The sequence below is a fragment of the Bacillus sp. TH17 genome (genome assembly GCF_016651125.1).
Taxonomy (GTDB): domain Bacteria; phylum Bacillota; class Bacilli; order Bacillales; family Bacillaceae_G; genus Bacillus_A; species Bacillus_A mycoides.
This window is the reverse complement of record NZ_JAEKEN010000001.1, coordinates 498,354-524,954: the sequence shown is the minus strand read 5'-3', so window position 1 is coordinate 524,954 and position 26,601 is coordinate 498,354. Positions and strand designations below refer to the sequence as shown.

Below are 26,601 nucleotides of genomic sequence, written 5' to 3'. Positions count from 1 at the left end.
AGAGAAAGGAATCCCTTTCTCTATATGTTTTCTGCCATTTCTTCTTTAAAGCCGAAGAAGTACGTAAAGATGAATCCGAACGTATATGCAACGACTAATCCAAGGAAATATAATAAATATTTATTATCAGCAATTAACGGAATTAATGATAATCCTGATACACCTATTCCGAGTGAAGCCGTTTTCATAACAGCTTGGAATGCACCACCGACAGCCGCTCCTAAACAAGCAGTAATAAACGGTTTCCCAAGTGGCAATGTAACCCCGTATAATAGCGGTTCGCCAATTCCTAAAAATCCTACTGGTAATCCACCTTTAATCACATTACGAAGGCGTTTATTTTTTGTTTTCACATAAATCGCAATTGCTGCTCCTACTTGCCCAGCGCCAGCCATCGCGAGTACTGGTAATAAAGGTGTTACGTGAGTTTGATTAATAAACTCCATATGAATCGGTGTTAGACCGTGGTGTAATCCGACCATAACGAGAGGTAAAAATGTTCCGGCAAGCACTGCTCCAGCAAATGCCCCACCAACATTTAAAATTGCGTTAATACCGCTCGTAATACCATCAGATAAGAACCCCGCTGCTGGCTGAATCGCTAACATCGTTACTATACTTACAGCTAATACAGTAATAAGCGGTGTTACAATAATATCAACTGCATTCGGCACTGCTTTTCGTACTCTTTTCTCAACTACTACCATAAGCCACGCCGCAAAAATAACTGCAAACAAGCCGCCCCGCCCAGGTACCATTGCTTCACCAAACAATTTCACATTTGCCATCGCCGGATTGAAAATTAAAATACCCGCAATCGCCCCAAGAACTGGTGTCCCGCCAAATTCTTTCGCTGTATTCCAACCGACTAAAATTCCTAAGAATGTAAAGATACCGCCGCCAATGAGTAGTAACATTTGTAGCCATGTTGCATTCGGATCAGCACCTGCGTTTTTTGCAAAGTTAGCAACTCCGTTTATAATTCCCGAAGCAACAAGACCAGGTATTAACGGAATAAAAATGCTACCTATTTTTCGTAAAAAATTCTTCACTGGTGTATTATTTTTCTTCTTCATCTCTGACTTTATCTCTTGACCGATATCTTCAAGGTGATGATCTGCAACTTCACCAATTCGTAATCCTGTTAAAACTTCCATTTCAGCTGCTACTTTATTTACTGTCCCTGGTCCAACAACAACTTGAAGTGTGTCATCTTCAATCACGCCCATAACGCCTTCAACCTTTTTCAAAAGGTCCATGTTCACTTTACTTTCATCATGAAGCGTTAATCGCAGCCTCGTCATACAATGAGCAATGCCACGAATATTTTTGATTCCCCCAAGTTGCTCTGAAATTTCTTTGGCTAGTCTCTCTTCTTTCTTCATAATAGAATTCCCCTCCCTATTATTTATAATGCCTTCTTCACAAACCCTTTCGCTTCTTGTAGTTTTTCTTTTGCTTCCCCATACTCACACTGTAGTAATACCATAACGATAGCAGCTTTCACGTTACGATTTGCTTTTTCGTAATACTCTGCCGCTACTTCATAACTAACTCCTGTTGCTTCCACAATAATTCGTTTTGATCGTTCTACTAACTTTTCATTCGTAGATTGAACATCTACCATTAAGTTTTTATATACTTTTCCTACACCAATCATTGACGCTGTAGAAATCATATTGAGTACTAACTTTTGCGCTGTGCCAGCCTTCAACCGTGTTGAGCCTGTTAATATTTCTGCGCCTGTTTCCACTTCCACATTTAGTTTTGCATATTTACTTATTTCAGCATTTTTATTACAGGAAATACTAGCTGTACTTGCTCCCACGCTACTTGCATATTTCAATCCGCCAATTACATAGGGTGTTCTACCACTTGCTGCAATTCCAATAACCGTATCTTTCTCGTTTAATCCAATACTTTTTAAATCTTCTTTTGCTAACTCTTCACGATCTTCGGCACCTTCCACCGCCTTAGTAAACGCTTTCAATCCACCTGCTATAAATCCTTGAACCATTTTATCATCTGTTCCAAATGTCGGGGGACATTCTACTGCGTCTAAAATGCCTAAACGGCCACTCGTACCAGCCCCAATATAAATTAAACGGCCTTCTTCTTCAAAAGACTTAGTAACAATTTGTACAACCTTTTCAATTTCTTCTATTTCATTTTCAACTGCTAACGCAACAGTTCGATCTTCTTCATTCATACTTTGTAACACTTCTTTTATACTCATCTCATCTAGATTCATCGTTTTCTCATTACGGTGTTCTGTCGATAAATTCTCTAACATATTGCCACCCTCTTCGAAATTATATTTCACACTTTTATTATAACTTTAAGAAACTAAAAATCAATAACTCTTTCTTATTTTATGAAATAAAATTTCACAACATGACATATTTGTGTCAAAGATAATAAAAAAGATGAGTCTCCCCATCTTTTCTTCTACTTCAATTTCCGTAACCGTAATGCTTCTTCTCTCGTCTCCATAAATTGATCTAATACTTTATTACCAATTCGATTGAAAGTAATCACATATAAAGCATCAATCATATTCAGTTGCGTCATTCTCGAAGCAATACTCGCAATGCGATGGTCTTGCTCTACATCCGGCATACAAAGGCGAATATCTGCCGCTTTATATAAAGGAGATGATTGATCTAGCTTCGTAATCGCAATAACTGTAGCCCCTCGCTTCTTCGCATATTGCGCCATTTCGAGCACATCTTTCGTCCGCCCAGAAGTTGAAATCGCCACAAATATATCTCCCTCTTTTAAATTCGTGACGAGTGGCAACATCATATGAAAATCAGATAGCATCATCGCTGTAAATCCGAGCCTTGTAAATTTATAAGCCCCGTCCATCGCCGGAGTAGCCGATCCGCCTACTCCGTAAAATATAATTTTATCCGCATTTACAATACGATCTGCAGCTTTCTCAAGTTCCTTTTTATCTATCGCAGTAACGCTCGCCTCAATTGCAGCTTTATTCACATATGTAACTTTATTAAACAAATCGTACGGTCCATCTTCCGTATTCATCACTGAAAAATCATTAATATTATAATCAGCAATCGTTAATTCACGAACGAGCGCTATCTTAAATGCTTTAAAGCTTCCGATTCCAATCGATTTACAAAAGCGAACAACACTCGCCTCACTTGCACCTGCATTCGTTGACACTTCTTTCGTCGTTAAATTCGGAACAATCTCAGCATTCTCCATTATGTACATGGCAACCTTCTTTTCAGCTGGTGAAAATTGATCCATATTACTTTCAATTTTAAATAGTAGTGTTGAAGCTTTCACTATTTAACCTCCACTTCTTACGGTTGCGTATATTCTCTAATATCATTTGTATCATATAGATAAAAACCATCATTGCCAGGTGGATGGTGAACAATTACAGTTCGATCCCCTTTTTTATATGACGTTATTTCACCTTCAGATCGCTGTTTTTCCCATCCATGTATCCAAATTGCAAAGTCAGGTACAAAAGCAGTGTACTTATAGTCTTTCGGGTTTTCGTCTTCTACATAGGAAGAAAAAATAGAAACTGGAAAATTTTTCACTTTTGACTCTTTCCATGCAGTAAATGGTATACATAGTGCAATAAGTATGATTACACCTATAACTTTCCCCTTTGTAATCTTCACACTTCCCTCTCCTTGTCATATCACATACATAGATTTTATCATAATTACAATCCATTCATGCTACATGACCACTGCATTTTGCAATAAAAAAAGAGCTTACCTACATCAGATAAGCCCTTCCTCTCTATACAAAATACTTCTTCAAAAGCGGCGGCGTAATAATTGTCGTCAATATAACAACAATAACAATCGCTGTGAAATTTTCTTTCGCTAACAAATTCGCCGCAAGTCCATTTGCTGCAATGATAAGCGCTACTTCCCCGCGCGACACCATTCCCGCACCAATACTGATAGAAGATTGTAAGTTAAACCCTGTTAATCTTGCTCCTAAACCTGATCCGATTAACTTTGTGAAAATTGCGATGAGCGTCATAATGATAATGAACCAAAGTTGGCTTCCGATACCTTGAAATGTAATTTCCATTCCAATACTTACGAAGAAAACCGGTACGAATATCGCGTAAGCAATCGGTTCAATTTTATGTTCCACTTCATGCTTATACTCTGTTTGCGAAATCGCAATTCCTGCTGCAAATGCCCCAATAATACCTGCAATCCCCATCATTTCACTGTAATACGAAAAAGAGAAACAAATAATAAGAGCTGCACTAATTAATGCTTCTGTTACGCGAAGTGGTACGAGCATTTTCATAATCCATGGAACAAATTTCCAAGAGATGAAAACAATACTTACAAAAAAGATAATTTTCTTTGCAATGACTAGCGTTACATTTACATCTTGTGTGCCTAAAAAACTCATGACAAACGCTAATAAAATAACGACAATTACATCATCAAATACGGCTGCACCTAAAATCGTCGTACTTTCTCTCGTATTCATTTTCCCTAAATCTCTTAGCGTTTGAACAGAAATACTAACCGATGTGGCACAAAGTAATAACCCTAAAAAGATCGCATGCGACTGTAACATTCCAAAAGCAAGCCCTGCTAAATACCCACCAAGGAATGGGAAAATAATTCCTCCCATCGCTACTGCGAATGCAGATTTTAAATTACGATTTAACTCTTCTAAATCAGTTTCGAGTCCTGCCATAAACATAAGTAGCAAAACACCGATTTCGCTAAGCTCATCAATAAGTTCTGAACTATTAATAATACCTAGCACAGCAGGACCGATAATAATACCAACGATTAATTTACCGAGTACAGAAGGCTGGCCAAGTCTAACGCTAATATCACCAGCTAATTTCGTACAAAGTAAAATGACGACAAGTTCAAAATAAAATAACATAACATCTTCTCCTACTTTATAAAGTGAAACTTTAATCAGTGGGGAATTTCCCCATCCTCACTGATTATTAGTTAAACCAATCGGGCATTTACGGGCAGTTAATGCGGGATAAAGTGAAACTTTAATGAGTGTTTTTGTCACTCTGTTAACCCTCGTCCATTCCTGCAAGTAGTTTCCCCTATTCATTTGAATATTATTTGTCACATTTTTATTTGACAAAATATTCTGAATTATAATAAAATTAATCCAGAAATTTCAAAAAACTACATACCATAACTGTACCTTTATTCACTGACGTACTCTTTTCCAATGGATTCACACTATTCGCAGTTATGGAGATGAAAAACGGGAGGAGAGTCCAAAGTGAAGTCATTATTACGAAAAAAAGCGCTTAGTACTGAATCACCACGACAGCTAGATAGAACATTAACGGCACTCGATTTAACGTTTTTAGGAATCGGCGCCGTAATTGGGACAGGGATTTTTGTATTAACAGGTATCGTAGCGGCAAAACATTCTGGCCCTGGTATTATGTTATCATTCCTTATTGCTGCATTTACTTGTGCTTGTGTAGCCTTTTGTTATGCCGAATTTGCTTCTTCTATTCCTGTCTCAGGAAGTGTGTATACTTACGCATACATGACAGTCGGAGAAGTTGTCGCCTTTATCGTTGGTTGGTGTTTAATGCTCGAATATTTACTCGCTGTTGCAGCGGTAGCTGTTGGCTGGTCTGGATACTTACAATCATTGCTTCAAGGGTTCAATATACACCTTCCCACCATTATTTCCTCGGCTCCTGGTACAGGAAAAGGTGGTCTCATTGATTTACCAGCTGTTTGTATTTTACTTCTCATTACTGGGCTTTTAAGTTTTGGTATACGCGAAAGCGCACGCATTAATAATGTTATGGTCCTTATCAAATTAGCAGTTATTATCGCCTTTATCGTAGCAGGCGCAAAATATGTAAAGCCTGAAAATTGGACACCGTTCATTCCATTCGGGTACGACGGTATTATTACCGGAGCTGCGACTGTCTTCTTCGCCTTTTTAGGTTTTGATGCAATCGCAACCGCGGCAGAAGAAACGAAAAAACCGCAGCGTGATTTACCAATTGGCATTATCGGTTCCCTTCTTATTTGTACAGTTTTATACATGATCGTATCTTTCGTTTTAACAGGCATGGTTCCTTATACGCAATTAGACGTTTCTGATCCAGTTGCATTTGCACTACATTTCGTTGGTGAAGATACTATTGCGGGGCTACTTGCAGTTGGTGCGATGACAGGAATGACAACCGTTCTTTTAGTCGTTATGTATGGACAAGTTCGTGTTTCTTATGCAATGAGCCGAGACGGCTTACTCCCAAAAGCTTTATCACGCGTAAATAAAAAAGTAAAAATCCCTTTATTAAACACATGGATTACTGGAGTATTTGCAGCTTTATTAGCAGGACTTTTAGACCTACATTTACTAGCGAATTTAGTAAACATCGGTACGTTAACAGCCTTCACATTCGTTTGCTTTGCTGTACTTATTTTACGGAAAACTCATCCTGATTTAAAACGAGGCTTCCGCACACCACTCGTACCTGCACTACCGGTTGTCGCTATTCTTTGTTGTTTATATTTAATGACTAATTTGTCCAAAACGACATGGATCAGCTTTTCATTTTGGCTTATAGTCGGTTTATGCGTATACTTCTTCTACTCTAGAAAACATAGTCATTTAGCTACTAAAAAAACAAATGATGAGAAAAAAGAAGTATAAAAAAATAGCTCGCCTATAATAAAGGCGAGCTATTTTCATTAACGATTGTAAAACGAAAAATACACCGATCAACTTTTGTATACTTATCCCGCTATTTGCCGGGCAGTAAGACTCCCACTGATTAAAGTTTCACTTTATTCTCCCTTACTTCGTCTCTTTCTTTTTCTTTCTCCACGCGTTTACACTATCAAAGAAAAAGTTAATAAATAGCGTTCCTAATCCCGCTAATAAAAATGTCATTAAAAATAGAATCCATATACTTTTATCTTTTAATAAATAATATCCTACAAGGAGCACAACGGCGATCCATACATATTCAAGAATTCTTTTTAGCTTTTTCTCTTCCAAATTATTCGCTCCCTTTTTCTATACTACTTTTAGTATAACAAAAAAAAAGCCTATCATGATAAGCTTCTTTTTCTTATACCTTATTTGTTGATGCTTTTTTCAACAAGTGAAATAGCGTGCTCTAGCGTACGATTCATTGATTCCACATACTCATCTTTTACATTTTTATCTTTTACTACAGCTTCTGCAACTGTAATTTTTTGACTCAATGATCTCACTGAACCGTCCGTTACATTTGCAGCTTGTGCTTTTTTCACTACTGCTTTTGCAGATTCAATATTCACTTGTAATTTTTCTTTCGGTGTTTTTGGCTGTTCTTCTGCTACCTTTGATTGTACAAATGTTTGGTTTGCTGTTTTTAATTCATTATACGTTTGAACAATTTGTTCTCCTGTACTTGCTATATTCTCAAACACTTTCTTTGCATTGTCATAACTTCTTTTTAATTCGTTAAAAGCTGCTTGGGAATACTGACCTGGTTTTTCACCAAATTCATAAGTACCAGCTAACACTTCTTTCACTTTTCCACTCTCTTCATATAACGCATTTACTTGCTCTAATTTTGTACGATTAGAAAATTCGTTATATGCTGCTAATACTTCTGAAGAACTTAATGCTTTACTATATAATTTTGCTAACGCAATTTGTCCATTTAACGGAATACCACCATTTCCATTGCTATCTGGATCTGCACCAAGTGCAAATGGTACGTTCGGGTGATATACTTTCCCTTGAGCTGGCTGACTATTTACTTTTTTACCATCTACATAAATTGCTACTTCACTTCCATTATACGTTCCTGTTAAATGATACGTTTTGTTTGCTTCTAATTGAACACCTACACGTTTATAACTTCCGCCAATATGAGCCCATAATTCTACATATCCACTTCCTGTAGACTCAAAACCAATTCCACCGCTCTCTGTATTTTGCAAAATACCTTGTCCGCGAATTTCATTCATTGAAAATACAGTTTCTAACGTAAATGAATTTGCTACTTTTTCTTTTTGTGTTGCTGAAAATGGAAGGTACCCAAATGTATTTGCTTTTCCATTTAATTTCATTACATTTGTTTTCAACGCTTTATCATATTCAATAGATACATTTCCTTTCACATCACCTTTTGTTCCAAACGGTGAGTTATCTTTAAATGTACCATCTAAGAAATTCACATCAAAAACGTCTGCCTTTGGTACTTTCACATTCGGATCAATATTCTCTTTTTTCGTTATGATTTCTGCAGTTAATGGTTGCTCACTTTCATTGCCAAACGAATCAATTGCAACTACTTCAAGTGTATATGATTTCCCGCCATCTAATCCTGCCAGTGTAAATGTAAGTTCTTTTGGAACTGGATCACGATAAAACTCAGAGAACGCTAATAGCTTATTTTTAATCTCACCTGTTTGTTTATCCTTTGCTTGCAAGCGATAAGAATGAACAAGAAGGTTGTCCAATGCTTGCGGGAACGTTACTGTTGCCGCATTTTCCGTTACATTTGATACAGCAAGCTTTGCATCTTTTGCAAAGTATGGTTTTTCTTTATCACGATCTTCTACATGAGTAAATGTTTCTTTCTTTGATGGTAATTTAATTTTCCAAGGTTCACCTGTCCAAGAATTCGTATGGAAGTCGCGGCGATTAATCGTTACTTCTTTATCATCCACTTCTACTAATAGACCTTGGCTTAACGTGCTAGCTCCTGACGGGATATTTCCTTGTACTTTACCACCTTCAACTTCCATATAACTTACAGAAGATGTTCCAACAGACGTAAAGTCTTTTTGATGAATCGATCTTGGATCATCTAACGGATAATGCGAATGACCTGAAAACGTAATGACTTGTGGATATTCTTTTAATACCGCATTAATTTTCGCACTATCTTTCGTTCCCCATTCTTGGCTACCGTACACTGTATCTTTAATATGTTGATGTAAAAACACAAAAATCGGTTTTTCTGGATCATCTTTTTGTGCCTTTGCCATTTCTTCTTTTAACCAATTAATTTGCTTGTCCGAATAATAGCCATGTGTTGTCCCATCCTCTGGAGACATAACAAGGAAATGATACCCTTTTACCACCTTATGATAATAAACCGATTCCATTCCTGTCTTTTCTAAGAAACGCTTCTGTGCTCCCTCTACAGATAAGCCGTTCCAATAATCATGATTACCTAGAGAATTCATTCGTACCGCATCTTTATTTGCATTTTCGTTATACACTTGCATGAAACGATCATATTGCTTTACTGAACCCGAATCAGTAAAATCACCTACAATGACAAACGCATCTTGCTTTGGTGCAAGCGTATTAAATTGCTCAATCGCTCTTTTCCAGCGGAACGTATCATCTGTTCCACTATCTTTAATATGCACATCACTTACAACTGGGAAAACGATTTTCTTCTCACTTGGTGCCTTTTCTTGCTTTTTCTCTTCCGCTTTAACCGACGTACTCCACGGTAATGATACAAATGCCAATACAAACACCATTAATAATCCAATAAGACCTTTTACTTTTCGTAAAGCAGTTCTTTCCACGTGAATCCTCCTCATAATAATTGATTCATTACAAGGGCTATTTTATCTTAAACATATTAATATCGTTTAAATAACAAATGAATTTTATTAGTTTTTTGTAAATATACAGTTAATTAAGCGTTAAGTCCAACATTACTCGTACTATTGTATACAACCACCTTTTGTCTAAAAGAGTCTGATCATTCTTTTCCCATGTCTATTCACATATAATCTTTTCTATAACATTAATGATAAGTTAAGCTGTAAGCCTATTAGACAATCTTAATTTTTAAAATTTTCTTCTTTTCTTAACACATCGGCCATGCTTCTACATTTAATAGTAGTAAAAGACAACTTAAAAAGGAGGGGTTGTATTGAAGAACAAAAAAAATATTGGCTGTTTCGCTCCTTTATCTATCATTTGTCCAGACCCTTGTCCACCGCCCCCTCCTCCAAATCCAAGTTGTGAGCGAGTAACAAATGAATTTGCAGGGAATTTCCTCATAACTAACAACACCATTCCCTCTACCAAAGATGCACTACAATCAATGATACTGTGGCAAAGTGATGGGATACTGCTTATATCAGGTACTGTCTCGGTTTACAATAGTACTAGCAGCACTGAAGCAATTACAATTCAAATCATTGGAGCAGTAACCAATATTTTCACTGTGTTTCCTGGCAATACAATATCTTACACAGGTAAAGATTTAAAATCCGTTAGTATTATTAATATACAAAATAATCCTTCACTATATTTAGAAGGCAAGTACTGTTGCCAATTTACATGTTGCTTATAGAATACCAATTTTATTACTTCCTCAATTTTAAAAAAGCATACCATTTACGGTATGCTTTTTTTATGAAATTGGATAACGTACTGTAATACAAAACTCGCCTTGATTAACAGTTGTTCCTGTCGTAGTAATTCGGACAGTAGTAAAATATCGTACAGTGAAAGTACCACTACTTTGTGGTTGTACAGTAATTGTATCAACTACTGTAGCACCGACTAAAAAATCAACTGTAATGGGATTCGCGCCTACATCATATTTCACATAACCTGAACCATATACTTCTTGTGTAATATTATTCGTATATACAATTTGAGTACCAGCACCTGTAATAGACCAGTCTGTACATACTTGATCTTGCACAAGTGTTTTATTAGAACAACAAGACAAACCGGAACTTCTCATTCCCATTTCGATCCTCTCCTATTCTACTATGAAAGTGGATAACGTGTTGTAATACAAAATTCTCCCTGATACGTTCCACCAGGTGTTGCAGGTAGCACAACTTGTATACTAGCAAAGCGGCGATACGTAAAAGCGATACTCGTTCCTGGGTTTAATGTTTGTGTATCAATTGTAGCCCCAGCAGAATCAAGCGCTTCTACAGTAATTGGACCTGGACCAACATCATATTTAACAAAACCAGTACCAACTACATTTTGGTTAATATTATTTGTATAAAGAACATTATCAATTGCTGTTGCAACTACAGTAGCAGACCACGGACTACACACTTTATCTTGCACATAATTTTTATCTGGACAGCAAGTTAATGCTGACCCTGAGCACTCACAAGACATAGTTGTTTCCCCTCTCTCTTTTATATTCCCTATATGTGTATGTCCCTCAGAGTCTTTTGCCTGTACTATTCATCTATTTTCAAAAAATATGCAAATTCCATTACCAATGACTAGATAGATTCCGATCTGTTTCGTTTTTTCATAAATTTATAGATTAAAATACCACCTACAATAATAAGAACGACGGCTAATATCGGTAGCATATATTGTCCAACAACACCCGCTGCTTTTTCCCAATGCGGACCTAATTTCATTCCAAAATAAATATACAAAGTCGTTAATGGGAACATTGCTACAAATGTATATATGCTAAATTTCCATATGTTCATTTTCGCCATACCACATGGAACGGAAATAAGCGTTCGAACTCCCGGGATGAAGCGTCCTAAAAATGCTACAACCGGCCCATATTTCTCAAAGAAATCATCTGCTTTTTGAATTTGTTCTTCTTTAATGAAGAAGTATTTCCCGTATTTTATTAATAGAGGACGACCACCGTAATAACCTAGTGCGTATAACGTTAATGGTCCTGTCGTTCCCCCTAGTGTTCCAGCTAATACAGCTAGCCAAAAATTCATATCACCCTCGTATACCCAATATCCAACCATAGGCAAAACTACCTCTGCTGGAATAAACTCAAAAGTTAAAGCTAACACAACTCCAAAATAAGAAAACTGCTTTAAAAACTCGATTATATCTAAAATAATTTGCTCCATATTTTCAACTCCTATCCTACGTTTACGTTATGCTTTTCTTGCAATTGCACTGGCGCCATTTTTACAATTCGATTTAAAATAAATAACACAATTCCAATATCATCTAAAATACCAATGAACGGTAGGAAGTCTGGAATTAAATCGAGCGGCATCGCTACATAACCAACTAAAAAAGCAATAGATAAAATTTTCTTCTTTATGGAAACCTCTTTTGAAGTAAAAAAGTCAAATAGAAATGGAACAAAACGGCGGACATGAAATACAACTCTTAATCTACTAATAAGTTTTTTCATTTTCTAGCTCCTCTCTTTGTATACAAAAAGGACCCTACCAAATATGGTAAGGGTCCTAAAAAGACAATAAGGGGCCTTTACCATTGCTGGTAAAGGTCTCACTAACAACAAAACGTTGCCAATAAAGCCGAGGGTTTCTCCCTGTAATGACGACTTTACTGTAATAAGTTACTCCCCTTTAGATACACAATTTTATACAATCACATTAAGATATTTGGAGGGGCTTGTCAATATTTTTTTCATAATGAAACCTGTTCACATACTTCTATCACTGTTACAATTTGTCTGCTTAATCTTCCCTACAATCTATTTTTAAAGCGGATTACATTTCGGTATCTCTAACCCTGAGGATTGTGCTAACTTCAATAAATAGTAACACTCCTCCCTCGCCATATGATCCGCCATCCTGGCTGATAATGAACTTAATATTTGCTCAGACAACTCTAATTCTTCTACTTCTCGAAGGAAATGCGAGAATAACTTTAGCTCTAGTGAAACGTCTTTTGTAAACTTCTTCAAAGCTGGAAAATGTTTCAGTTCTGCCCGTAAATAACCTGTCATTTCAACTGCCTTTAAATAAAATTGTTCAAAATGTTTAGCAAACAAATCACTTTTCTCCTTCAATCTTTTTTCCACAACATCTAATCCGCCTGAAATAGAACCAGCATGCCCTGCTGCATCCGTTAACCACGCGAGATGATAGTGTAGTTCATGAAAAACGGGCGGGACTTCTCCCCTCCCTAAGTATTCTAATACTGTTATATATTCCTCCACTTCATTTACCATATGATTAATAAAAGTCGGAGTAAAATGAATCACAATTTTACCTTCCAATTGCTTTTGTATAATATTTAATTTAAATGCTCGAATCTCCTCTGCAGCTTGTTCTGCATCTTTTGAAAATGCAATAAAATTTACAGTATGAATTTCATTTAAAAAGTTCGTAAATTTTTCTACAAAATAGGTGGCTTTCTGTATATCTTCTTTCTCCTGTGGAGCTAAAGCATCTAGTAAAAACTGAGCATGATCCCCAAGAACTTTGAGCCAAAATTTATGTTCAAACAGTGCGCTTTCTTCATACATTCTATCCACACTATCCCCCCTATGGTTACTCATGCCTCTGATGAAATTTGAAGCTTATAGCAATCTGGATCATACAGAGTAATTACCACCCCATCCGCATGCTGTTCTTCCGCAAAAGATATTTTGTAAAACTGTAATTTTCTCTTTACTTTTTCCATATCAGAAATTGAAAAGGTTATTAATTCACACGAAGAATTAGCAACCTTCTCTCGCCCTCGTAAATTCCGATTTACCACAAAACAAATTCTCGTTAAACCAACGTCATACCAAACACCTGTTACATGTAGTTGAGGTCTCTCCTTGCTTGGTTTAAAGCCTAAAATCCCTTCATAAAAATACAATGTTTCCTTTAAATTTTTTGATTCTAATACGATGCATGTTGTAATGCCTTCCATCCTCAACTCCCCCTGTCTCTATTAGTTTTTTATATGAGTCATAAATGACAATTATGTACGAATACAATACATAGTAATGGATATTTCATTTATAAAGGAGGGTTGTGACATGGATAAATTCATGAAATCCTACATACCTTATCACGGTCCAAACGATCCTTGTCCTCCAATTGGAAAGAAATATTACTCAACTCCCCCACACCTATTTATGGGCTTTCAACCACCTAACTTACCCCAATTCCCACCAAACGAAGCTTTAAGAAAAGGGACTTTATGGCCTGCTTTTTATGATTTTTATGAAAATCCTCACAAAAAAGGACGGTGAATAAAAACGTGACACAAACATTGCCTGATGAATATTACAAATGGATTGAAGAACTACAAGAACTAGACTTTGTATTAGTTGAACTTACCCTCTATTTAGATACGCACCCCGACGATACTGCAGCTATAAATCAATTCAATGATTTCTCCTATAAACGAAGAGTATTACAACAAAAAATTGAAGAAAAATACGGGCCACTTCAGCAGTTTGGAAATAGTTATTCTAACGCTCCATGGCAATGGAGCCAAGGACCGTGGCCATGGCAAATATAAAATGAAACTTTAATCAAGTGGAGTTTACGGGCAGCAAATAGCGGGATAAAGGAGAGAAACTATGTGGATTTATGAAAAAAAATTACAATATCCAGTTAAAGTGAGTACTTGTAATCCAGCACTCGCCAAATTATTAGTTGAACAATATGGCGGTGCGGACGGCGAACTGGCTGCTGCTCTTCGCTACTTAAATCAACGTTATACAATTCCTGATAAAGTCGTTGGCTTACTAACCGATATTGGTACAGAAGAGTTCGCACATTTAGAAATGATTGCTACAATGATTTATAAATTAACAAAAGATGCAACACCTGAACAAATGAAAGCTGCCGGATTAGACGCGCATTATGCGAATCATGATAGCGCCTTGTTTTACCATAATGCAGGTGGTGTTCCTTTTACTGCCACTTACATTCAAGCGAAAGGAGATCCTATCGCAGATTTATACGAGGATATTGCAGCTGAAGAAAAAGCACGAGCGACTTATCAATGGCTAATTGATTTATCAGACGATCCCGATATAAATGATAGCTTACGCTTTTTACGCGAACGAGAAATTGTCCATTCTCAACGTTTCCGAGAAGCTGTAGAAATTTTAAAAGAAGAACGTGATAGGCAAATTTATTTTTAATACACATATCCTAGCGATATGTGTTTTTTTACGTTAAAAGTGAAATTCTTCCTGCATTAACATATAAATAGTATATTTATTCAATTTTACGCATTATTTTAAAATATTTTTAAAATTCCCTCTTGCTTTCTAGTCATCAGACCTTTAAAATAATAACAGTCAATCGACAAATTATTTGAATTTTCGACAAAAAAACGCTCATTAGGAGGCTTTTCTTTATATGCGTACAACTTTAAAACCAGCGCAAATACTTTCGATTAGTTTATTACTATTCGCAGTTTTCTTCGGTGCTGGTAATATGATTTTTCCGCCTCTTCTCGGTCTTTCTTCCGGAGAAAATATGTGGGTTTCCATTACAGGATTTATTATTACAGATGTCGGTTTATCTTTACTAGCTATCGTCGCTGTTGCCCTTGCTGGTGGTAGTTTTAATACTTTAGCGAGCCGTGTTCACCCAAAATTCGCAGCAGTATTCGCTATCATTATTTATCTTTCCATCGGCCCACTATTTGTTATTCCACGAACTGGAACTGTATCTTATGAAATTGGGATTGCACCACTTTTCCCAGATCAATGGTACTCTATGTTAGTTTTTAGTGCGATTTTCTTTATAGTCGTCTACTTCTTATCGTTAAATCCATCCAAATTAGTAGATCATATCGGAAAAATATTAACGCCAATTTTGCTTGGAATTATTGCAATTATGGCAACAAAAGCGATTCTTTCACCAGGATCATTTGCAGAACCTGTTGGTGACTATAAAGAAATTCCATTTTTCAAAGGATTTCTTGAAGGCTTTTTAACATTAGATGCAATCGGAGCACTCGTATTATCAACGATTGTTGTAAATGCAATTCGTCAAAACGGGATACAAGATAAGAAATCCATTGCGAAATATACAATTATTTGCGGAAGCATTGCGGCTCTTTTCTTAACAATTGTTTACTTCTTACTAGGTTATATCGGCGCTTCAAACGGAAACTTAGGACAATTTGAAAATGGCGGTCAACTATTAGCAACTATTATGTATCAATTTTTTGGGACAAGCGGTAATGTTTTATTAAGTATCGCAATTATCTTTGCTTGTTTAACGACTGCAATCGGTGTTGTAAGTGCATTCGCCAACTATTTCACAACAGTATTAACAAATGTTTCATATAAGAAGCTTGTACTATACGTTTGTATTTTTAGCTTCGTTATTTCAAACTTAGGATTAAGTTTATTAATCAAAATTACATTACCTGTATTAATTATTTTATATCCAATTACAATCATTTTAATTTTCGTATCCTTTATTGATAAATATACGAAACGTAAACCTTCTGTCTATATCGGAGCGATGATTGCAGCATTCATTATTAGCTGTATTCATGCACTTGATAATGTGGGAATGATACCAAGTTTTATCGCTAATATCGTACACACAATTCCTTTTTATAACTTAGGAATCGGCTGGATTGTTCCAGCAATAATCGGTGGTATAATCGGATACTGTATTCCACAAACAGAAGCTGCAGGTGAAGTTTCTACAAAATAAAGAAAAGAAGCAAGCATGAAATCCATGCTTGCTTCTTTTTATTTTCTATCGCTGAATACAGTATTTGTATATGAGCGAACAGTTAACATATAGTAGCCTAAGTAAATCATGATATACACTCCTATACTACCTAGTAAAGGAAGACTATATTCAAACATTCCTGTAAAGCCCATCAAACTCAAAAATGCAAAGAACGTATGACAAATCGCAAGCAGTAATGGTACTACGAAAATCGCTCCTACTTGTTTTTTTACAGACTCTGTTGCTTCTCTTTTCGTTAGTCCGATTTTCTTTAACATTCCGTATGCTGGTCGCTCTGCCAGCGCTTCTGTTATTTGTTTAAAGTATAAAATACAGCCAGTAGCAAGAATAAAAACAATCCCTAAAAATACACTTGCAAATAACAACACTGCACCATCTTGCAACTCAGCTTGACTCGCCTGTTCAAATGATTGGAATTTTTCTTCCTTAGATAGGATAGTCTCTAGCTCTTTCGTTAGCTCTCTACTACCGTTTCCTTCAACGATAAATCCGCTTACCTTTGAAACAGCTTTTCCTTGCTGCAACTTATTAAATAACGAGTCTTGAACAACAAGTCCAACTGGCGCAAGTTTCGCACTAACAATTGTTTCCTCACGATGCTCAACAATTGTTATACCATTCTTCATCCCTTCAAAGGACACGTTGTTTCCTTCAAGCGAATTCTTTTCAATGTTATATGATTTATACGGATCTAATAAAATTGCTTCCTTTTCCGAATGAAGCACAGCTTTTTTATTCCCTAACATAGAAGCTGATTTATTAAAATCCGACTCTTTTATAACTTGTACATTACCATTACCTATTAAATACCCAGTTAATATTTGTTCTCCATCTATCTTCCCTTGCGTAGAAAGTAAAGCTACGGACGTTTCATTTTTTATTCCTAACTCATGTTTTTGAATTTCTTTTCTAACTTTCTTATCTAATTCCTTTCCAGTTGTTACATACTCATAACTAACTGGATTCATTAATGTCGCCGTTTTCTGAACCCCATAATACATACTAGAACTAATTCCAATTGTACATAGCGTCACTGCACTTAATAAAGATAATAACGCAAGCATCTTTACGTTCCCTTTTATTCTAAAGAACAGTGAAGAAATCGATAAAATGTTCGTTCCATTCCAATATTTCGTTTTATCTCCCTTTATTTTATGGAGTGATTTCACTGTATATTGTTCAAATAGTAAAAACGTACCTTTTACAATACAACCAAAAATAAGTAGACCTGTAATAAAAATTGCTCCAAACCCAAAAACTTGTGTGAGTAACGCAATTATATAACCTGTAATTAATAAAATAATTGCTCGTTTTGCCTTCTTACTTGAATACGTAGGTACCTCTTCTTTCTGATTTTCACCATATAGTAATTCAACTAAACGATGCTCATAAATTAACTTTTTACTTTTCCATGATGCAATAAAGAAAATCGCACCTATCGTTATAAGAACTTCTACTATAGATAAAAATGAAATCGTAAATGTAAAAGTAAACGCACTTCCCATTAACTTCACAAGAAGCCCTGCACATATATTCGCTATAAATAAACCAGAAATAATACCTAATACACTTGCAGCAGCACCAACTAGTAATGTTTCATAAAAGAGTAACTTAGCAATTTCCTCTTTACGAATGCCTAATAAACTGTATAACGCAATTTCTTTTTTCTTCTTTCGCAAAAAGAAGCTATTACAATAAAAAATAAAAATCGTTAAAAAGATAATCAACAGAATTTGTGCAAACGTAAATGTCGTTTCTACTTTATCCGATTCTTTTAAAAGCGCTACTACACTTTCATTTCGTTTAATCGATACGAATGTAAAATAAATAATAATGCTGCCCACTAAAGAAATAAAGTATAGAAAATAATCTTTCATATTTCGTTTTATACTACGCTTTGATACTTCTAAAAAATCCATCGTATACCTCCATCCGCTCTCGCATGTCTCTATACATGCAGTGTATACGAAAAAAAACTTCCTCCCTATCGATTTTCATTACACCTCTCTTACGATATTGTAATATAACAAAATAAAAGAACCTAGTTTCCTAGGCTCTTCACATCGTATGTTTAAAAGTAAATAACTCTTCTTTTGACTGCACAGCAGGCTGCTCCTCTTCTACATCTTTCCTCTTTCTCTCTCCTCCTAATCTTACTTTTAACATCGCCTCTTCTATACTTTTCACAATCATATTTCCTGAAAAAATAGTAAGCCCGAAAAATGTAATTGGGACGAGAGGAATCCATGGATGCACTGTTAATGACCTAAAGTATACTCCAATTAAACCTGACCATTCATGCGTATAAGATTCCACTTCTTCCACCGGCCCCATAAAGTTAACTGTTCCACCAAAGAATACTTCCAGTAACCCTAAGTGCAGTAAAATAGTAAGAGTCTGCGTAAACTGTTGAAGAAATACGAGTATAAACGTCATATAAAGATGCGGAAAAAGATGTTTTATAACAATACGTCTTCTCGATCCGCCTAATATGCGCGCGGCATCAATAAATTCTTCCGTTTGTAATTTACGAACTTCCTTCGCAACATACAGTGCAATAACTGGCATCACAAGCATTACGAGTAATACCACTTGAAACGAAGCTCTTTCAAAAAAGGTTGTTGTTTCCTCCCCACTCCCAAATGCATTTGCAAGGTGAAGAAAAAAATACGCAATCATAACTGTTGGAATAACTGTAAAACTATCAAAAAAAGCCTCGATTTTTGAAAACCCTCTTTTTACATATGTTCCAAGCACAACACCAAAAAACACACCTATCACCATTCTAAGTGCCGCAATTAAAATAGATATACCAATCGTCCACTTCGCACCTTCAATGACTAAATGTAACAGGTCGTATCCTTTCCGGTCTGTCCCAAGTAAAAATTGTAATGAAGGTGAAAACGGTGGCACTTGTGGATTTTCATCCGCATCATATTGCAATGTAACTTGTCTAATATGTCCATCATTCCATATCGTATTTCCGATGCTCAAAAGAACTAATATGAGAAGAAACCCAATGCTTATCCAAAATCTTTTATCGCGTTTTATATACGTCCACATATTATAGTCTCTCCTTCATCGCAGCTGGAATGAGATAATGAAACAATTTAAACAAAATAAAAATCGGAATATAAATAAGCAGCACACTAACGATGAAAACCTCAACCCTAATACTCTCATACGATTTCAAAAACATAAAAATACCACCCGTATTAAAAATCCATTCTATAATATATAAATTAGATAACATAAAAAAGATATTCGTTTTCGCAAAGTAAAGTGTACTAAGCAACACATTTCGTAAAACATGATGATTTAAAATATGAAAACGATTCAGCCCTTTCGCCTTAGCAAATAGTACATAATCTTTTTCTAGCTCATTTTCAAAACGAAGCACTAACATTTTTACGAACAGAATCGTAGTCGGTATACTCAAACAAAATATCGGCAATCCTCTAATCGACTCGCCTCCAATTGACGCAATTTGAAAAGGTAAAAAGCCTGTTCTTTTAAAAAACCATATAACTAAAATTTGTGATACTAAAATAAGTAGAATATCTGGAATAGATTCTAGGAAGATGAGAAATGATTTAATGCGATGCTGTATACGCGGTGAACTATTCATAATGACATAAACAATACAAAACGCTACAAATAATGAAATGAAAAAAGCCGCCAAAAAAATCACAATCGTTTCTTTATAATGGACGAACAACTGCGGAAATAAAAATTTACCTCTCACATATTGAAAATTGGAGATATCCATTAAGTTCACAAACACTTCTTTTAAACTCTGTATGTACTGTGATGTATGCAGCTCAAATCCATAAAATAATTTCGGCAGTGCTCCTATACAAATAATGCCCAAAATCGAAATAATAAATTGAATTGTCACTTCCATCCCATTCAGAAAAACTTTTTTGACCACGTTTTCCCTTCTCTCTATATATAATTTACCCTCTAATTTTATTCTTAATTTTCTGAATTGTAAATGTTTATACGTGAAAAAAATCACTAGGTTATGATTCTAGTGATTCTTTATGCGCATGCCCTTCTCTTTTCGCAAACGGCATATACAAAATAAAACATCCAATAAGTGCAGCTATTTCTAATGAAATAATATAGTAAGGGTGTGGCCCTAACATATCGAGTAATGAAGCAGTTTCTGGCTTATGAGCTAAAAACATATAATTGCCACCCGTTTTATAATTAACAAATGAAACGATTGGAATTACTATGTTTAAAAATATCATCGTACGCTTAATCGATTGCAAGGTAGGTCTATATCCTTCTACCCACGTCATAAAGAGCGGTGCCCAAATGAGTAATACATGTGCAATGAAGAATTCTATAAAGCGAAAATGCGGAAAAGCGTATTGCACGTTCGGCGTTAAAATGGCTTGCGATGCACCGATAATTCCTGTAAAAAACACAATCTCATATATTCGATAGCTTTTCGTTACAATCATAATCGATGCTAACAATAAACTAATCGTACATAACTCAAATGGTAATGAAGTGCCTAGCTCAAAAATACCGGCTTTCCATTCCCACATATGAAGTCCAATCTCACTTCCTATAAATAGAAATGCAATCGCATATCGAACCGTTATATTCCACTCACTTTGACGCAATAAATCTTGGTATTGATACAGAAAAAATATCCCCACCAACATAATAAATAATATAATGACATGTTGCCTCGAGTACGGAATAAATGGTTTTAATGGATGCGCACTAAAATAAGCTTCCATCTTCCTTCCTCCTCTCCTTCATACAATATTATTGTTAGAAAGAAACAACGAGTCAATTCATTTGCTTAATCTAGGACAACCTCTACCTTACATTTAGATATTGATACCTTACAAAACTGTAAGGTTATTGTAAGCTAAAACGATTTGTCAGATTCTTCACCTCTTTTATACTTAATGTAGATACTAAAACGAACGAAAAGGTGATAAATAGATGAAGAAGAAAAATAAAGTGTTAATTACTAGTGTAGTAGCGATCGGAATTGCAGCTGGATCATATTTTGCATTTGCTGGCAGTAGTTCAGAAGTAGCAATGGCATATAGCGGTTATAAAATTACGGAAAAACAAATTGAAAATGCACAAAAATTTGGCGGCGAAGTTATTCCAAATGGTATTGAAACAATTTCATTCGATCCAACAAAAGGTACGTATGAATTAGCTGTTAAAAAAGGTGACGAAGTGAAAAAAGGTCAGCTTCTATTTAAATATAATGACCCTACTGCTAAACAAGGTGTAACAGAGGCAGAAATGCAAAAGAAAATCGCACAAAAAGAAGTAACATTGTTCCAAAAACAAATTGATGCAGCGAAACAAAAATTACAAAAAGATAAAAATGCAGGCCTTCCTCAGGAAGCATTAAAGGCATCGGAAGTCGAAGTGCAACAATTAGAATCACAACTTGAAATGAAGAAGTTTGAAGTAGAAAAAGCTGATGAAATGATTAAAGTAGCAAAAGAGAAAGTAAACACACTTTCTGTAACGAGTCCAACCGACGGTGTAATTGATGATATCGTAAAAACTGCTGATGAAAAAACAGGTATGAGTGGCATTACACTTCGTCACGCTGGTCAATTTAAAGTAAAAGGTCAACTTTCTGAATATGAACTTGCTAGTATGAAAGTTGGGCAAGAAGTAACTGTTTCATCAAAAACTGTCGCTGGTAAGACTTGGACAGGAAAAGTAACAGAAATCGGTTCTACACCATTAAAGAGCATGGACGAAAATAAAACTGTTTCTAATTATCAATTCACTGTCACATTAGATAATAGTGAAGAATTACAAAACGGCTTCCATGTTTACGTAACAAGTAAATCTGGCGAAGCAACTGGTACGATTGTTCCGAAAAGCAGCATTGTGAAAAAAGGTGACAAAAATGTTGTCTTCGTTGTAAAAGACGGTAAAGCGAAAGAACAAGCAGTTACTGTTGAATTCGAGACAGATAGCGAAGCAAAAGTTTCTGGAGTGAAAAAAGGAGAGGAAATTATCTCTAAACCTGAAAAAGACTTAAAAGACGGTATGGAGGTTGTCACTCAATGATTAACTTAAAAGGCATCACGAAATCTTTCCAAAATGGTGCAGAGTCCGTTCAAATATTACACGGAATTGATGTAACACTAAACCAAGGAGAATTCACTTCTATTATGGGACCATCTGGTTCTGGTAAATCAACATTAATGAACATTATCGGTTGCTTAGATAAGCCAACGACAGGTGCGTACGAACTAGCTGGTCAAAACATTTCAGACATGTCTGAAACAGAACTTGCACATGTTCGTAATAAAGAAATCGGATTCATATTCCAAAACTTTATGTTATTACCGAGACTTACAGCACTTCAAAATGTAGAACTACCTCTTATTTACGCTGGAGTCGATAAAAAAGAAAGACGTGAGCGCTCATTAGCAGCTTTAACAAAAGTCAGTTTAGCTGATCGTGCTACTCACTTACCAAATGAATTGTCAGGTGGACAAAAGCAGCGTGTCGCAGTCGCACGTGCAATCGTAAATAACCCGAAATTTCTCTTAGCAGATGAACCGACGGGTGCACTTGATACGAAAACAAGTACACAAATTATGGATCTCTTTTACGAATTAAACAAACAAGGCTCAACAATCATTATGATTACCCACGATCGTGAAATTGGGGAAGCGGCAGCACGTCAAATTGTAATTCGTGACGGAAATATCGTCCAAGATTGGAGAGGTTAATTTTGAACACGAGTGAAAATATACGCATGGCCCTTTCCTCTATCTTTGCTCATAAAATGCGTTCTATATTAACAATGCTAGGTATTATTATCGGTATTAGCGCCATTATTACTATCATTTCAATGGGTGATGGTACAAATGCAAAGTTTAAAAAAGAGTTAGGCCAAGGAAAAGATACTGAAGTAACGATTTACTACAACAACCCTGATTATGGAACTGATAGTGCCAAAATCACACCTGATATGCTAAAACGTCTTCAAACTGTACCAGGCGTTAAAGATGTTTATCCAGATGTAAGTATGAAAGTAAAAGCATCTTCTGGTTCAAAAGATGTCTCTCTTGATTTAAAAGGTGGAACAGGCGCTTTTATGACAGATTCGAAAATAAAATTAGTTCACGGTCGTGAATTAAACGACAGCGAATTAAACCAAGCAATTCCTGCTGTTATATTAAATGAAGAAGCTTTCAACAAATTATTTAGTGGTTGGGAATCAAATTTATACACAGATGTAAAAGGAAAGCCGTATAAAATAGTCGGTGTATACGAAACGAAAAACGAATTTGGAATGGCTATGCCTGAAGGTTATACATCTCTTGAAAACGCGCCTGTCATTTCAGGAGTAACTGAGTATGACTCTGTAAGATTAATATTAACTTCGCCAGCAGAACGTAAAAGTGTAGAAAAACAAGCTGTTTCTGTTTTAAACGACATGAAAGCTCCTAAATTCGAGCACAAATTCGAAGCACAGGACTTAGGTGAATTTACGAAGCAATTAGACGAATCCATCGGTATGATGAAAATGGTATTCGGTGGCATTGCTGCTATCTCCTTACTTGTTGGTGGTATCGGTGTAATGAACATCATGCTTGTATCTGTAACAGAACGTACACGTGAGATTGGTATTCGTAAAGCACTTGGTGCAACGCGCGGTAAAGTATTAACACAATTCTTAATTGAATCTTGTATTTTAACAGGACTCGGTGGTTTCATCGGATTCATGCTCGGTATTTTCTTCGCTTGGATCGTCTCAATCTTTGCCGGATGGCCACTCGTTATCTCAAAAGAACTTGGACTTCTTTCAGTAGGTATCTCAATGCTAATCGGTATTGCATTCGGTTTACTACCAGCAAACAAAGCTGCTAAACTTGATCCAATTGAATGTTTACGATATGAGTAAATAAAAAACGTAGGAGTTTACACTCCTACGTTTTTTATTTTGTTGAAGGCAAATGTAATTTCATCGACGTTTTGACAAAAATAAGAACCTCTAACTTTTATTATATAAAGTGAAACTATAATCAGTGGGGGTTTTGTTCATCCCCCACTGATTATTAGCCTTCACCAATCGGTCTTTTACGGGCAGTTAATCTCCCACCTAACTTCTTTGCTTCAGCCGAATTTTGAGGTGAGGGTTTTACTGCCCACAAATAGTGGGATAATTCTAATGCAACTCGCGAACCAATTCATAACGATATCATCCCTTTAAATCATGTTTCTTCTATTATATATGTTTCATGTTGCGATTATCTTTTTATCATTTAAACTTTCATTTCTCACGAAAGCTATCAAGCAATCCTATTATTGCAAAAATAATATGTAAAAGAACAAATTCAAGGCGTAATTTTTTCCATACTACAACTTATTTTGTAACAATTATATCTTTATTTCATTAAAATCCCCCCTATATATACGACTTCACACACAAGAAGATTATATTTTCATAACTACATTGCGATTCAAATAGTTAAATACCCCTTTTTTGTAACGTTACAGAAACATTTGAGTAATGCCACTGATACATTATTAATCTATTAGTAATTAAAAAAGTGTTGATTTTATGAATCGTATGTTCTAATCCCCTCAAAAACGCAAAGAAAACGCTATCAGGATATTAATGGAATTATTACAGAATATTAATGCCTCGTTACGAATGCTTTGTAGTTTTGTGTTTTCCGCAAATAAGAAAATAATGGTTGCTATAATGAGGTCAACGAAAACAAATGCAATGGAGGCTATTATGAAAAAATTTATGGGTATAGCAACAGCAGCGGTTTTTGGTCTTGGGATTTTCACAACATCTGCTAAAGCAGAAACAATCGTAACGACTGATGTACTAAATGTACGAGAAAACCCAACTACTGAATCACAAGTTGTCGGAAAGTTATTAGATGGATATAAAGTTAACGTTTTACATACAGAAAACGGATGGTCAAAAGTTAAATTAAATAGTGGTAAAGAGGCTTTCATAAGCGCTGACTACACAAAAGATACTTACTACGTAACAGCAAACGTATTAAACGTACGTGCTGGAGCAAATACAGATTCAGCGATTCTTGGTAAATTGAAAAAAGATGATGTAATCGAAACAACACACCAAGTACAAAATGATTGGATCCAATTTGAATATAACGGCCAAACAGCTTATGTACACATTCCTTACTTAACAGGAAAAGCACCAGTTAAAGTTCAGCCAGTAGTTAAAGCTGAAAAAGTAACTAACGTTCAAGATACAGCTAAAGTTCGTGAAGCAGTTAAAGCCGGGGAAGTAGCTGAAACTCAAGCAAAAGCTAAGGCTCAAGAAGCAACTAAAGCTCGTGAAGCAGCTGAAGCTCAAGCAGAAGCTAAGGCTCAAGAAGCGGCTAAAGCTCGTGAAGCAGCTAAAGCTCAAGAAGCAACTAAAGCTCGTGAAGCAGCTGAAGCTCAAGCAGAAGCTAAGGCTCAAGAAGCAGCTAAAGCTCGTGAAGCAGCTAAAGCTCAAGAAGCAGCTGAAGCTCAAGCAGAAGCTAAGGCTCAAGAGGCAGCTAAAGCTCGTGAAGCGGCTAAAGCTCAAGAAGCAGCTAAAGCTCAAGAAGCAGCTGAAGCTCGTGAAGCGGCTAAAGCTCAAGAAGCAGCTAAAGCTCGTGAAGCGGCTAAAACTCAAAAACCAGCTACACAACAACCTGTTGCAAAAGAAACTGAAACAAGTGCACCATCTTCTTCTCGTGAATTAAGAGTTCAAGCAACAGCTTACACAGCGGATCCACTTGAAAATGGTTACAAAGCAGGAGACCAAGTAAAATCAGCTATGGGTCATAACTTAACAGCTAATCCAAACATGAAACTAATTGCAGTTGATCCAAGTGTCATTCCATTAGGTTCAAAAGTATGGGTTGAAGGTTACGGAGTAGCAATCGCTGGTGATACTGGTGGAGCTATTAAAGGAAATAAAATTGACGTTTTAATGCCAGATAAAGGTACATCAAGTAACTGGGGACGTAAAACAGTTACAGTGAAAGTTTTAAACTAATTACTATATAAAAAAGAGTCAGTCTCAACGTTGAGACTGACTCTTTTTTTATGATTCTTATATTCTTTCTCTTTCTCCTTCTCCCCCATCCAGGTTAAATCTATCTCTTTGAATTCTATATACGATAGACTACTA

General features: G+C 35.9%; 27 protein-coding genes. 10 read left to right on the top strand and 17 right to left on the bottom strand.

The annotated features are described in order from the left end of the window. Positions 1–20: 20 nt before the first annotated feature. The 5 genes from JFT95_RS02550 to JFT95_RS02530 all read right to left on the bottom strand — a co-directional run bounded on the left by JFT95_RS02550 (position 21) and on the right by JFT95_RS02530 (position 4,911). Positions 21–1,385, bottom strand: coding sequence for a PTS transporter subunit EIIC (locus JFT95_RS02550; protein ID WP_201051292.1), 1,365 nt, complete (start codon positions 1,383–1,385; stop codon positions 21–23). A 23-nt stretch (positions 1,386–1,408) separates the two neighbouring features. Beyond that, a complete protein-coding gene (gene murQ / locus JFT95_RS02545; RefSeq protein ID WP_201051291.1) occupies positions 1,409–2,293 on the bottom strand; it encodes an N-acetylmuramic acid 6-phosphate etherase in 885 nt (294 codons plus the stop codon). Between the two features lie 155 nt (positions 2,294–2,448). Then, complete coding sequence (locus JFT95_RS02540) at positions 2,449–3,312, bottom strand: MurR/RpiR family transcriptional regulator (RefSeq protein ID WP_002029960.1); 864 nt, start codon at positions 3,310–3,312, stop codon at positions 2,449–2,451. Between the two features lie 17 nt (positions 3,313–3,329). Further along, entirely contained in the window at positions 3,330–3,659 is a 330-nt protein-coding gene (locus JFT95_RS02535; RefSeq protein ID WP_000704964.1) for a hypothetical protein, read from the bottom strand. Between the two features lie 124 nt (positions 3,660–3,783). After that, positions 3,784–4,911, bottom strand: a complete 1,128-nt coding sequence (locus JFT95_RS02530) for a cation:proton antiporter (protein WP_242487598.1) — start codon at positions 4,909–4,911, stop codon at positions 3,784–3,786. A gap of 363 nt (positions 4,912–5,274) precedes the next feature. On the opposite strand from JFT95_RS02530, the gene bcaP reads away from it, so the two are divergent. After that, entirely contained in the window at positions 5,275–6,678 is a 1,404-nt protein-coding gene (gene bcaP / locus JFT95_RS02525) for a branched-chain amino acid transporter BcaP (RefSeq protein ID WP_002029953.1), read from the top strand. A gap of 144 nt (positions 6,679–6,822) precedes the next feature. Here the strand turns inward: bcaP and JFT95_RS02520 are convergent, their stop codons facing one another. Next, the gene (locus tag JFT95_RS02520) at positions 6,823–7,026 is read right to left on the bottom strand and encodes a hypothetical protein (RefSeq protein ID WP_000391506.1); all 204 of its coding nucleotides are present in this window, start codon (positions 7,024–7,026) and stop codon (positions 6,823–6,825) included. Between the two features lie 80 nt (positions 7,027–7,106). Next, positions 7,107–9,569, bottom strand: a complete 2,463-nt coding sequence (locus tag JFT95_RS02515; protein WP_201051290.1) for a LamG-like jellyroll fold domain-containing protein — start codon at positions 9,567–9,569, stop codon at positions 7,107–7,109. A gap of 353 nt (positions 9,570–9,922) precedes the next feature. Between JFT95_RS02515 and JFT95_RS02510 the strand changes: the two genes are divergently transcribed. Continuing rightward, positions 9,923–10,348 (top strand): S-Ena type endospore appendage, encoded by a 426-nt coding sequence (locus JFT95_RS02510; RefSeq protein WP_002087412.1) that lies wholly within the window; start codon positions 9,923–9,925, stop codon positions 10,346–10,348. A 60-nt stretch (positions 10,349–10,408) separates the two neighbouring features. Here the strand turns inward: JFT95_RS02510 and JFT95_RS02505 are convergent, their stop codons facing one another. The 6 genes from JFT95_RS02505 to JFT95_RS02480 all read right to left on the bottom strand — a co-directional run bounded on the left by JFT95_RS02505 (position 10,409) and on the right by JFT95_RS02480 (position 13,629). After that, a complete protein-coding gene (locus JFT95_RS02505) occupies positions 10,409–10,753 on the bottom strand; it encodes a DUF3992 domain-containing protein (protein ID WP_000525803.1) in 345 nt (114 codons plus the stop codon). Positions 10,754–10,773: 20 nt separating this feature from the next. Further along, positions 10,774–11,142 carry a DUF3992 domain-containing protein gene (locus JFT95_RS02500; protein ID WP_002087413.1) on the bottom strand — a complete coding sequence of 123 codons (369 nt, stop codon included), beginning with the start codon at positions 11,140–11,142 and terminating at the stop codon, positions 10,774–10,776. A gap of 110 nt (positions 11,143–11,252) precedes the next feature. Further along, positions 11,253–11,858 carry a DedA family protein gene (locus JFT95_RS02495; protein WP_002134575.1) on the bottom strand — a complete coding sequence of 202 codons (606 nt, stop codon included), beginning with the start codon at positions 11,856–11,858 and terminating at the stop codon, positions 11,253–11,255. Between the two features lie 11 nt (positions 11,859–11,869). Beyond that, positions 11,870–12,151 carry a YkvA family protein gene (locus JFT95_RS02490; RefSeq protein WP_000733844.1) on the bottom strand — a complete coding sequence of 94 codons (282 nt, stop codon included), beginning with the start codon at positions 12,149–12,151 and terminating at the stop codon, positions 11,870–11,872. Between the two features lie 312 nt (positions 12,152–12,463). Then, entirely contained in the window at positions 12,464–13,243 is a 780-nt protein-coding gene (locus JFT95_RS02485; protein WP_060750015.1) for a DUF2935 domain-containing protein, read from the bottom strand. A 20-nt stretch (positions 13,244–13,263) separates the two neighbouring features. After that, positions 13,264–13,629, bottom strand: coding sequence for a VOC family protein (locus JFT95_RS02480; protein ID WP_000398543.1), 366 nt, complete (start codon positions 13,627–13,629; stop codon positions 13,264–13,266). A 109-nt stretch (positions 13,630–13,738) separates the two neighbouring features. On the opposite strand from JFT95_RS02480, the gene JFT95_RS02475 reads away from it, so the two are divergent. From JFT95_RS02475 to brnQ2, 4 genes are all read left to right on the top strand, one after another. Further along, complete coding sequence (locus JFT95_RS02475; protein WP_002193326.1) at positions 13,739–13,954, top strand: spore coat associated protein CotJA; 216 nt, start codon at positions 13,739–13,741, stop codon at positions 13,952–13,954. Positions 13,955–13,962: 8 nt separating this feature from the next. Beyond that, complete coding sequence (locus JFT95_RS02470) at positions 13,963–14,226, top strand: spore coat protein CotJB (RefSeq protein ID WP_000194953.1); 264 nt, start codon at positions 13,963–13,965, stop codon at positions 14,224–14,226. 61 nt (positions 14,227–14,287) lie between these two features. Beyond that, entirely contained in the window at positions 14,288–14,857 is a 570-nt protein-coding gene (gene cotJC / locus JFT95_RS02465) for a spore coat protein CotJC (RefSeq protein ID WP_002010774.1), read from the top strand. Between the two features lie 220 nt (positions 14,858–15,077). Beyond that, on the top strand, positions 15,078–16,394 hold the full coding sequence (gene brnQ2 / locus JFT95_RS02460) for a branched-chain amino acid transport system II carrier protein BrnQ2 (RefSeq protein WP_061675605.1): 1,317 nt from the start codon (positions 15,078–15,080) through the stop codon (positions 16,392–16,394). A 38-nt stretch (positions 16,395–16,432) separates the two neighbouring features. On the opposite strand, the gene JFT95_RS02455 is transcribed toward brnQ2, so the two are convergent. The 4 genes from JFT95_RS02455 to JFT95_RS02440 all read right to left on the bottom strand — a co-directional run bounded on the left by JFT95_RS02455 (position 16,433) and on the right by JFT95_RS02440 (position 21,193). After that, positions 16,433–18,355, bottom strand: a complete 1,923-nt coding sequence (locus JFT95_RS02455; RefSeq protein ID WP_201051289.1) for an FtsX-like permease family protein — start codon at positions 18,353–18,355, stop codon at positions 16,433–16,435. Between the two features lie 139 nt (positions 18,356–18,494). Continuing rightward, positions 18,495–19,499, bottom strand: a complete 1,005-nt coding sequence (locus tag JFT95_RS02450; RefSeq protein WP_002140475.1) for an ABC transporter permease — start codon at positions 19,497–19,499, stop codon at positions 18,495–18,497. A gap of 1 nt (position 19,500) precedes the next feature. Then, positions 19,501–20,367 (bottom strand): ABC transporter permease subunit, encoded by an 867-nt coding sequence (locus JFT95_RS02445; protein ID WP_201051287.1) that lies wholly within the window; start codon positions 20,365–20,367, stop codon positions 19,501–19,503. Positions 20,368–20,458: 91 nt separating this feature from the next. Next, on the bottom strand, positions 20,459–21,193 hold the full coding sequence (locus JFT95_RS02440) for a YwaF family protein (protein ID WP_201051285.1): 735 nt from the start codon (positions 21,191–21,193) through the stop codon (positions 20,459–20,461). A 211-nt stretch (positions 21,194–21,404) separates the two neighbouring features. Here JFT95_RS02440 and JFT95_RS02435 point away from each other — a divergent pair, with 211 nt between their 5' ends. The 4 genes from JFT95_RS02435 (at position 21,405) to entC (ending at position 26,466) form a co-directional block, all read left to right on the top strand. Further along, positions 21,405–22,508 (top strand): efflux RND transporter periplasmic adaptor subunit, encoded by a 1,104-nt coding sequence (locus JFT95_RS02435; protein ID WP_201051283.1) that lies wholly within the window; start codon positions 21,405–21,407, stop codon positions 22,506–22,508. Further along, positions 22,505–23,179, top strand: a complete 675-nt coding sequence (locus JFT95_RS02430) for an ABC transporter ATP-binding protein (RefSeq protein WP_016101751.1) — start codon at positions 22,505–22,507, stop codon at positions 23,177–23,179. Before JFT95_RS02435 ends, JFT95_RS02430 begins: the two co-directional genes overlap by 4 nt. 26 nt (positions 23,180–23,205) lie before the next feature. Next, the gene (locus tag JFT95_RS02425) at positions 23,206–24,357 is read left to right on the top strand and encodes an ABC transporter permease (RefSeq protein WP_483862091.1); all 1,152 of its coding nucleotides are present in this window, start codon (positions 23,206–23,208) and stop codon (positions 24,355–24,357) included. A 717-nt stretch (positions 24,358–25,074) separates the two neighbouring features. Then, the gene (gene entC, locus JFT95_RS02420) at positions 25,075–26,466 is read left to right on the top strand and encodes a cell wall-binding protein EntC (protein WP_201051279.1); all 1,392 of its coding nucleotides are present in this window, start codon (positions 25,075–25,077) and stop codon (positions 26,464–26,466) included. Positions 26,467–26,601: the final 135 nt, after the last annotated feature.

Bases quoted from the DNA above. Each gene is read 5' to 3' on its own strand.
- JFT95_RS02455 (WP_201051289.1), bottom strand. From the start codon at position 18,355: ATGGATTTTTTAGAAGTATCAAAGCGTAGTATAAAACGAAATATGAAA.
- JFT95_RS02505 (WP_000525803.1), bottom strand. From the start codon at position 10,753: ATGGGAATGAGAAGTTCCGGTTTGTCTTGTTGTTCTAATAAAACACTT.
- JFT95_RS02550 (WP_201051292.1), bottom strand. From the start codon at position 1,385: ATGAAGAAAGAAGAGAGACTAGCCAAAGAAATTTCAGAGCAACTTGGG.
- JFT95_RS02430 (WP_016101751.1), top strand. From the start codon at position 22,505: ATGATTAACTTAAAAGGCATCACGAAATCTTTCCAAAATGGTGCAGAG.
- entC (WP_201051279.1), top strand. From the start codon at position 25,075: ATGGAATTATTACAGAATATTAATGCCTCGTTACGAATGCTTTGTAGT.
- murQ (WP_201051291.1), bottom strand. From the start codon at position 2,293: ATGTTAGAGAATTTATCGACAGAACACCGTAATGAGAAAACGATGAAT.
- JFT95_RS02480 (WP_000398543.1), bottom strand. From the start codon at position 13,629: ATGGAAGGCATTACAACATGCATCGTATTAGAATCAAAAAATTTAAAG.
- JFT95_RS02500 (WP_002087413.1), bottom strand. From the start codon at position 11,142: ATGTCTTGTGAGTGCTCAGGGTCAGCATTAACTTGCTGTCCAGATAAA.
- JFT95_RS02435 (WP_201051283.1), top strand. From the start codon at position 21,405: ATGAAGAAGAAAAATAAAGTGTTAATTACTAGTGTAGTAGCGATCGGA.
- JFT95_RS02475 (WP_002193326.1), top strand. From the start codon at position 13,739: ATGGATAAATTCATGAAATCCTACATACCTTATCACGGTCCAAACGAT.
- JFT95_RS02425 (WP_483862091.1), top strand. From the start codon at position 23,206: ATGGCCCTTTCCTCTATCTTTGCTCATAAAATGCGTTCTATATTAACA.
- JFT95_RS02450 (WP_002140475.1), bottom strand. From the start codon at position 19,499: ATGTGGACGTATATAAAACGCGATAAAAGATTTTGGATAAGCATTGGG.
- JFT95_RS02440 (WP_201051285.1), bottom strand. From the start codon at position 21,193: ATGGAAGCTTATTTTAGTGCGCATCCATTAAAACCATTTATTCCGTAC.
- JFT95_RS02490 (WP_000733844.1), bottom strand. From the start codon at position 12,151: ATGAAAAAACTTATTAGTAGATTAAGAGTTGTATTTCATGTCCGCCGT.
- JFT95_RS02495 (WP_002134575.1), bottom strand. From the start codon at position 11,858: ATGGAGCAAATTATTTTAGATATAATCGAGTTTTTAAAGCAGTTTTCT.
- JFT95_RS02530 (WP_242487598.1), bottom strand. From the start codon at position 4,911: ATGTTATTTTATTTTGAACTTGTCGTCATTTTACTTTGTACGAAATTA.
- cotJC (WP_002010774.1), top strand. From the start codon at position 14,288: ATGTGGATTTATGAAAAAAAATTACAATATCCAGTTAAAGTGAGTACT.
- brnQ2 (WP_061675605.1), top strand. From the start codon at position 15,078: ATGCGTACAACTTTAAAACCAGCGCAAATACTTTCGATTAGTTTATTA.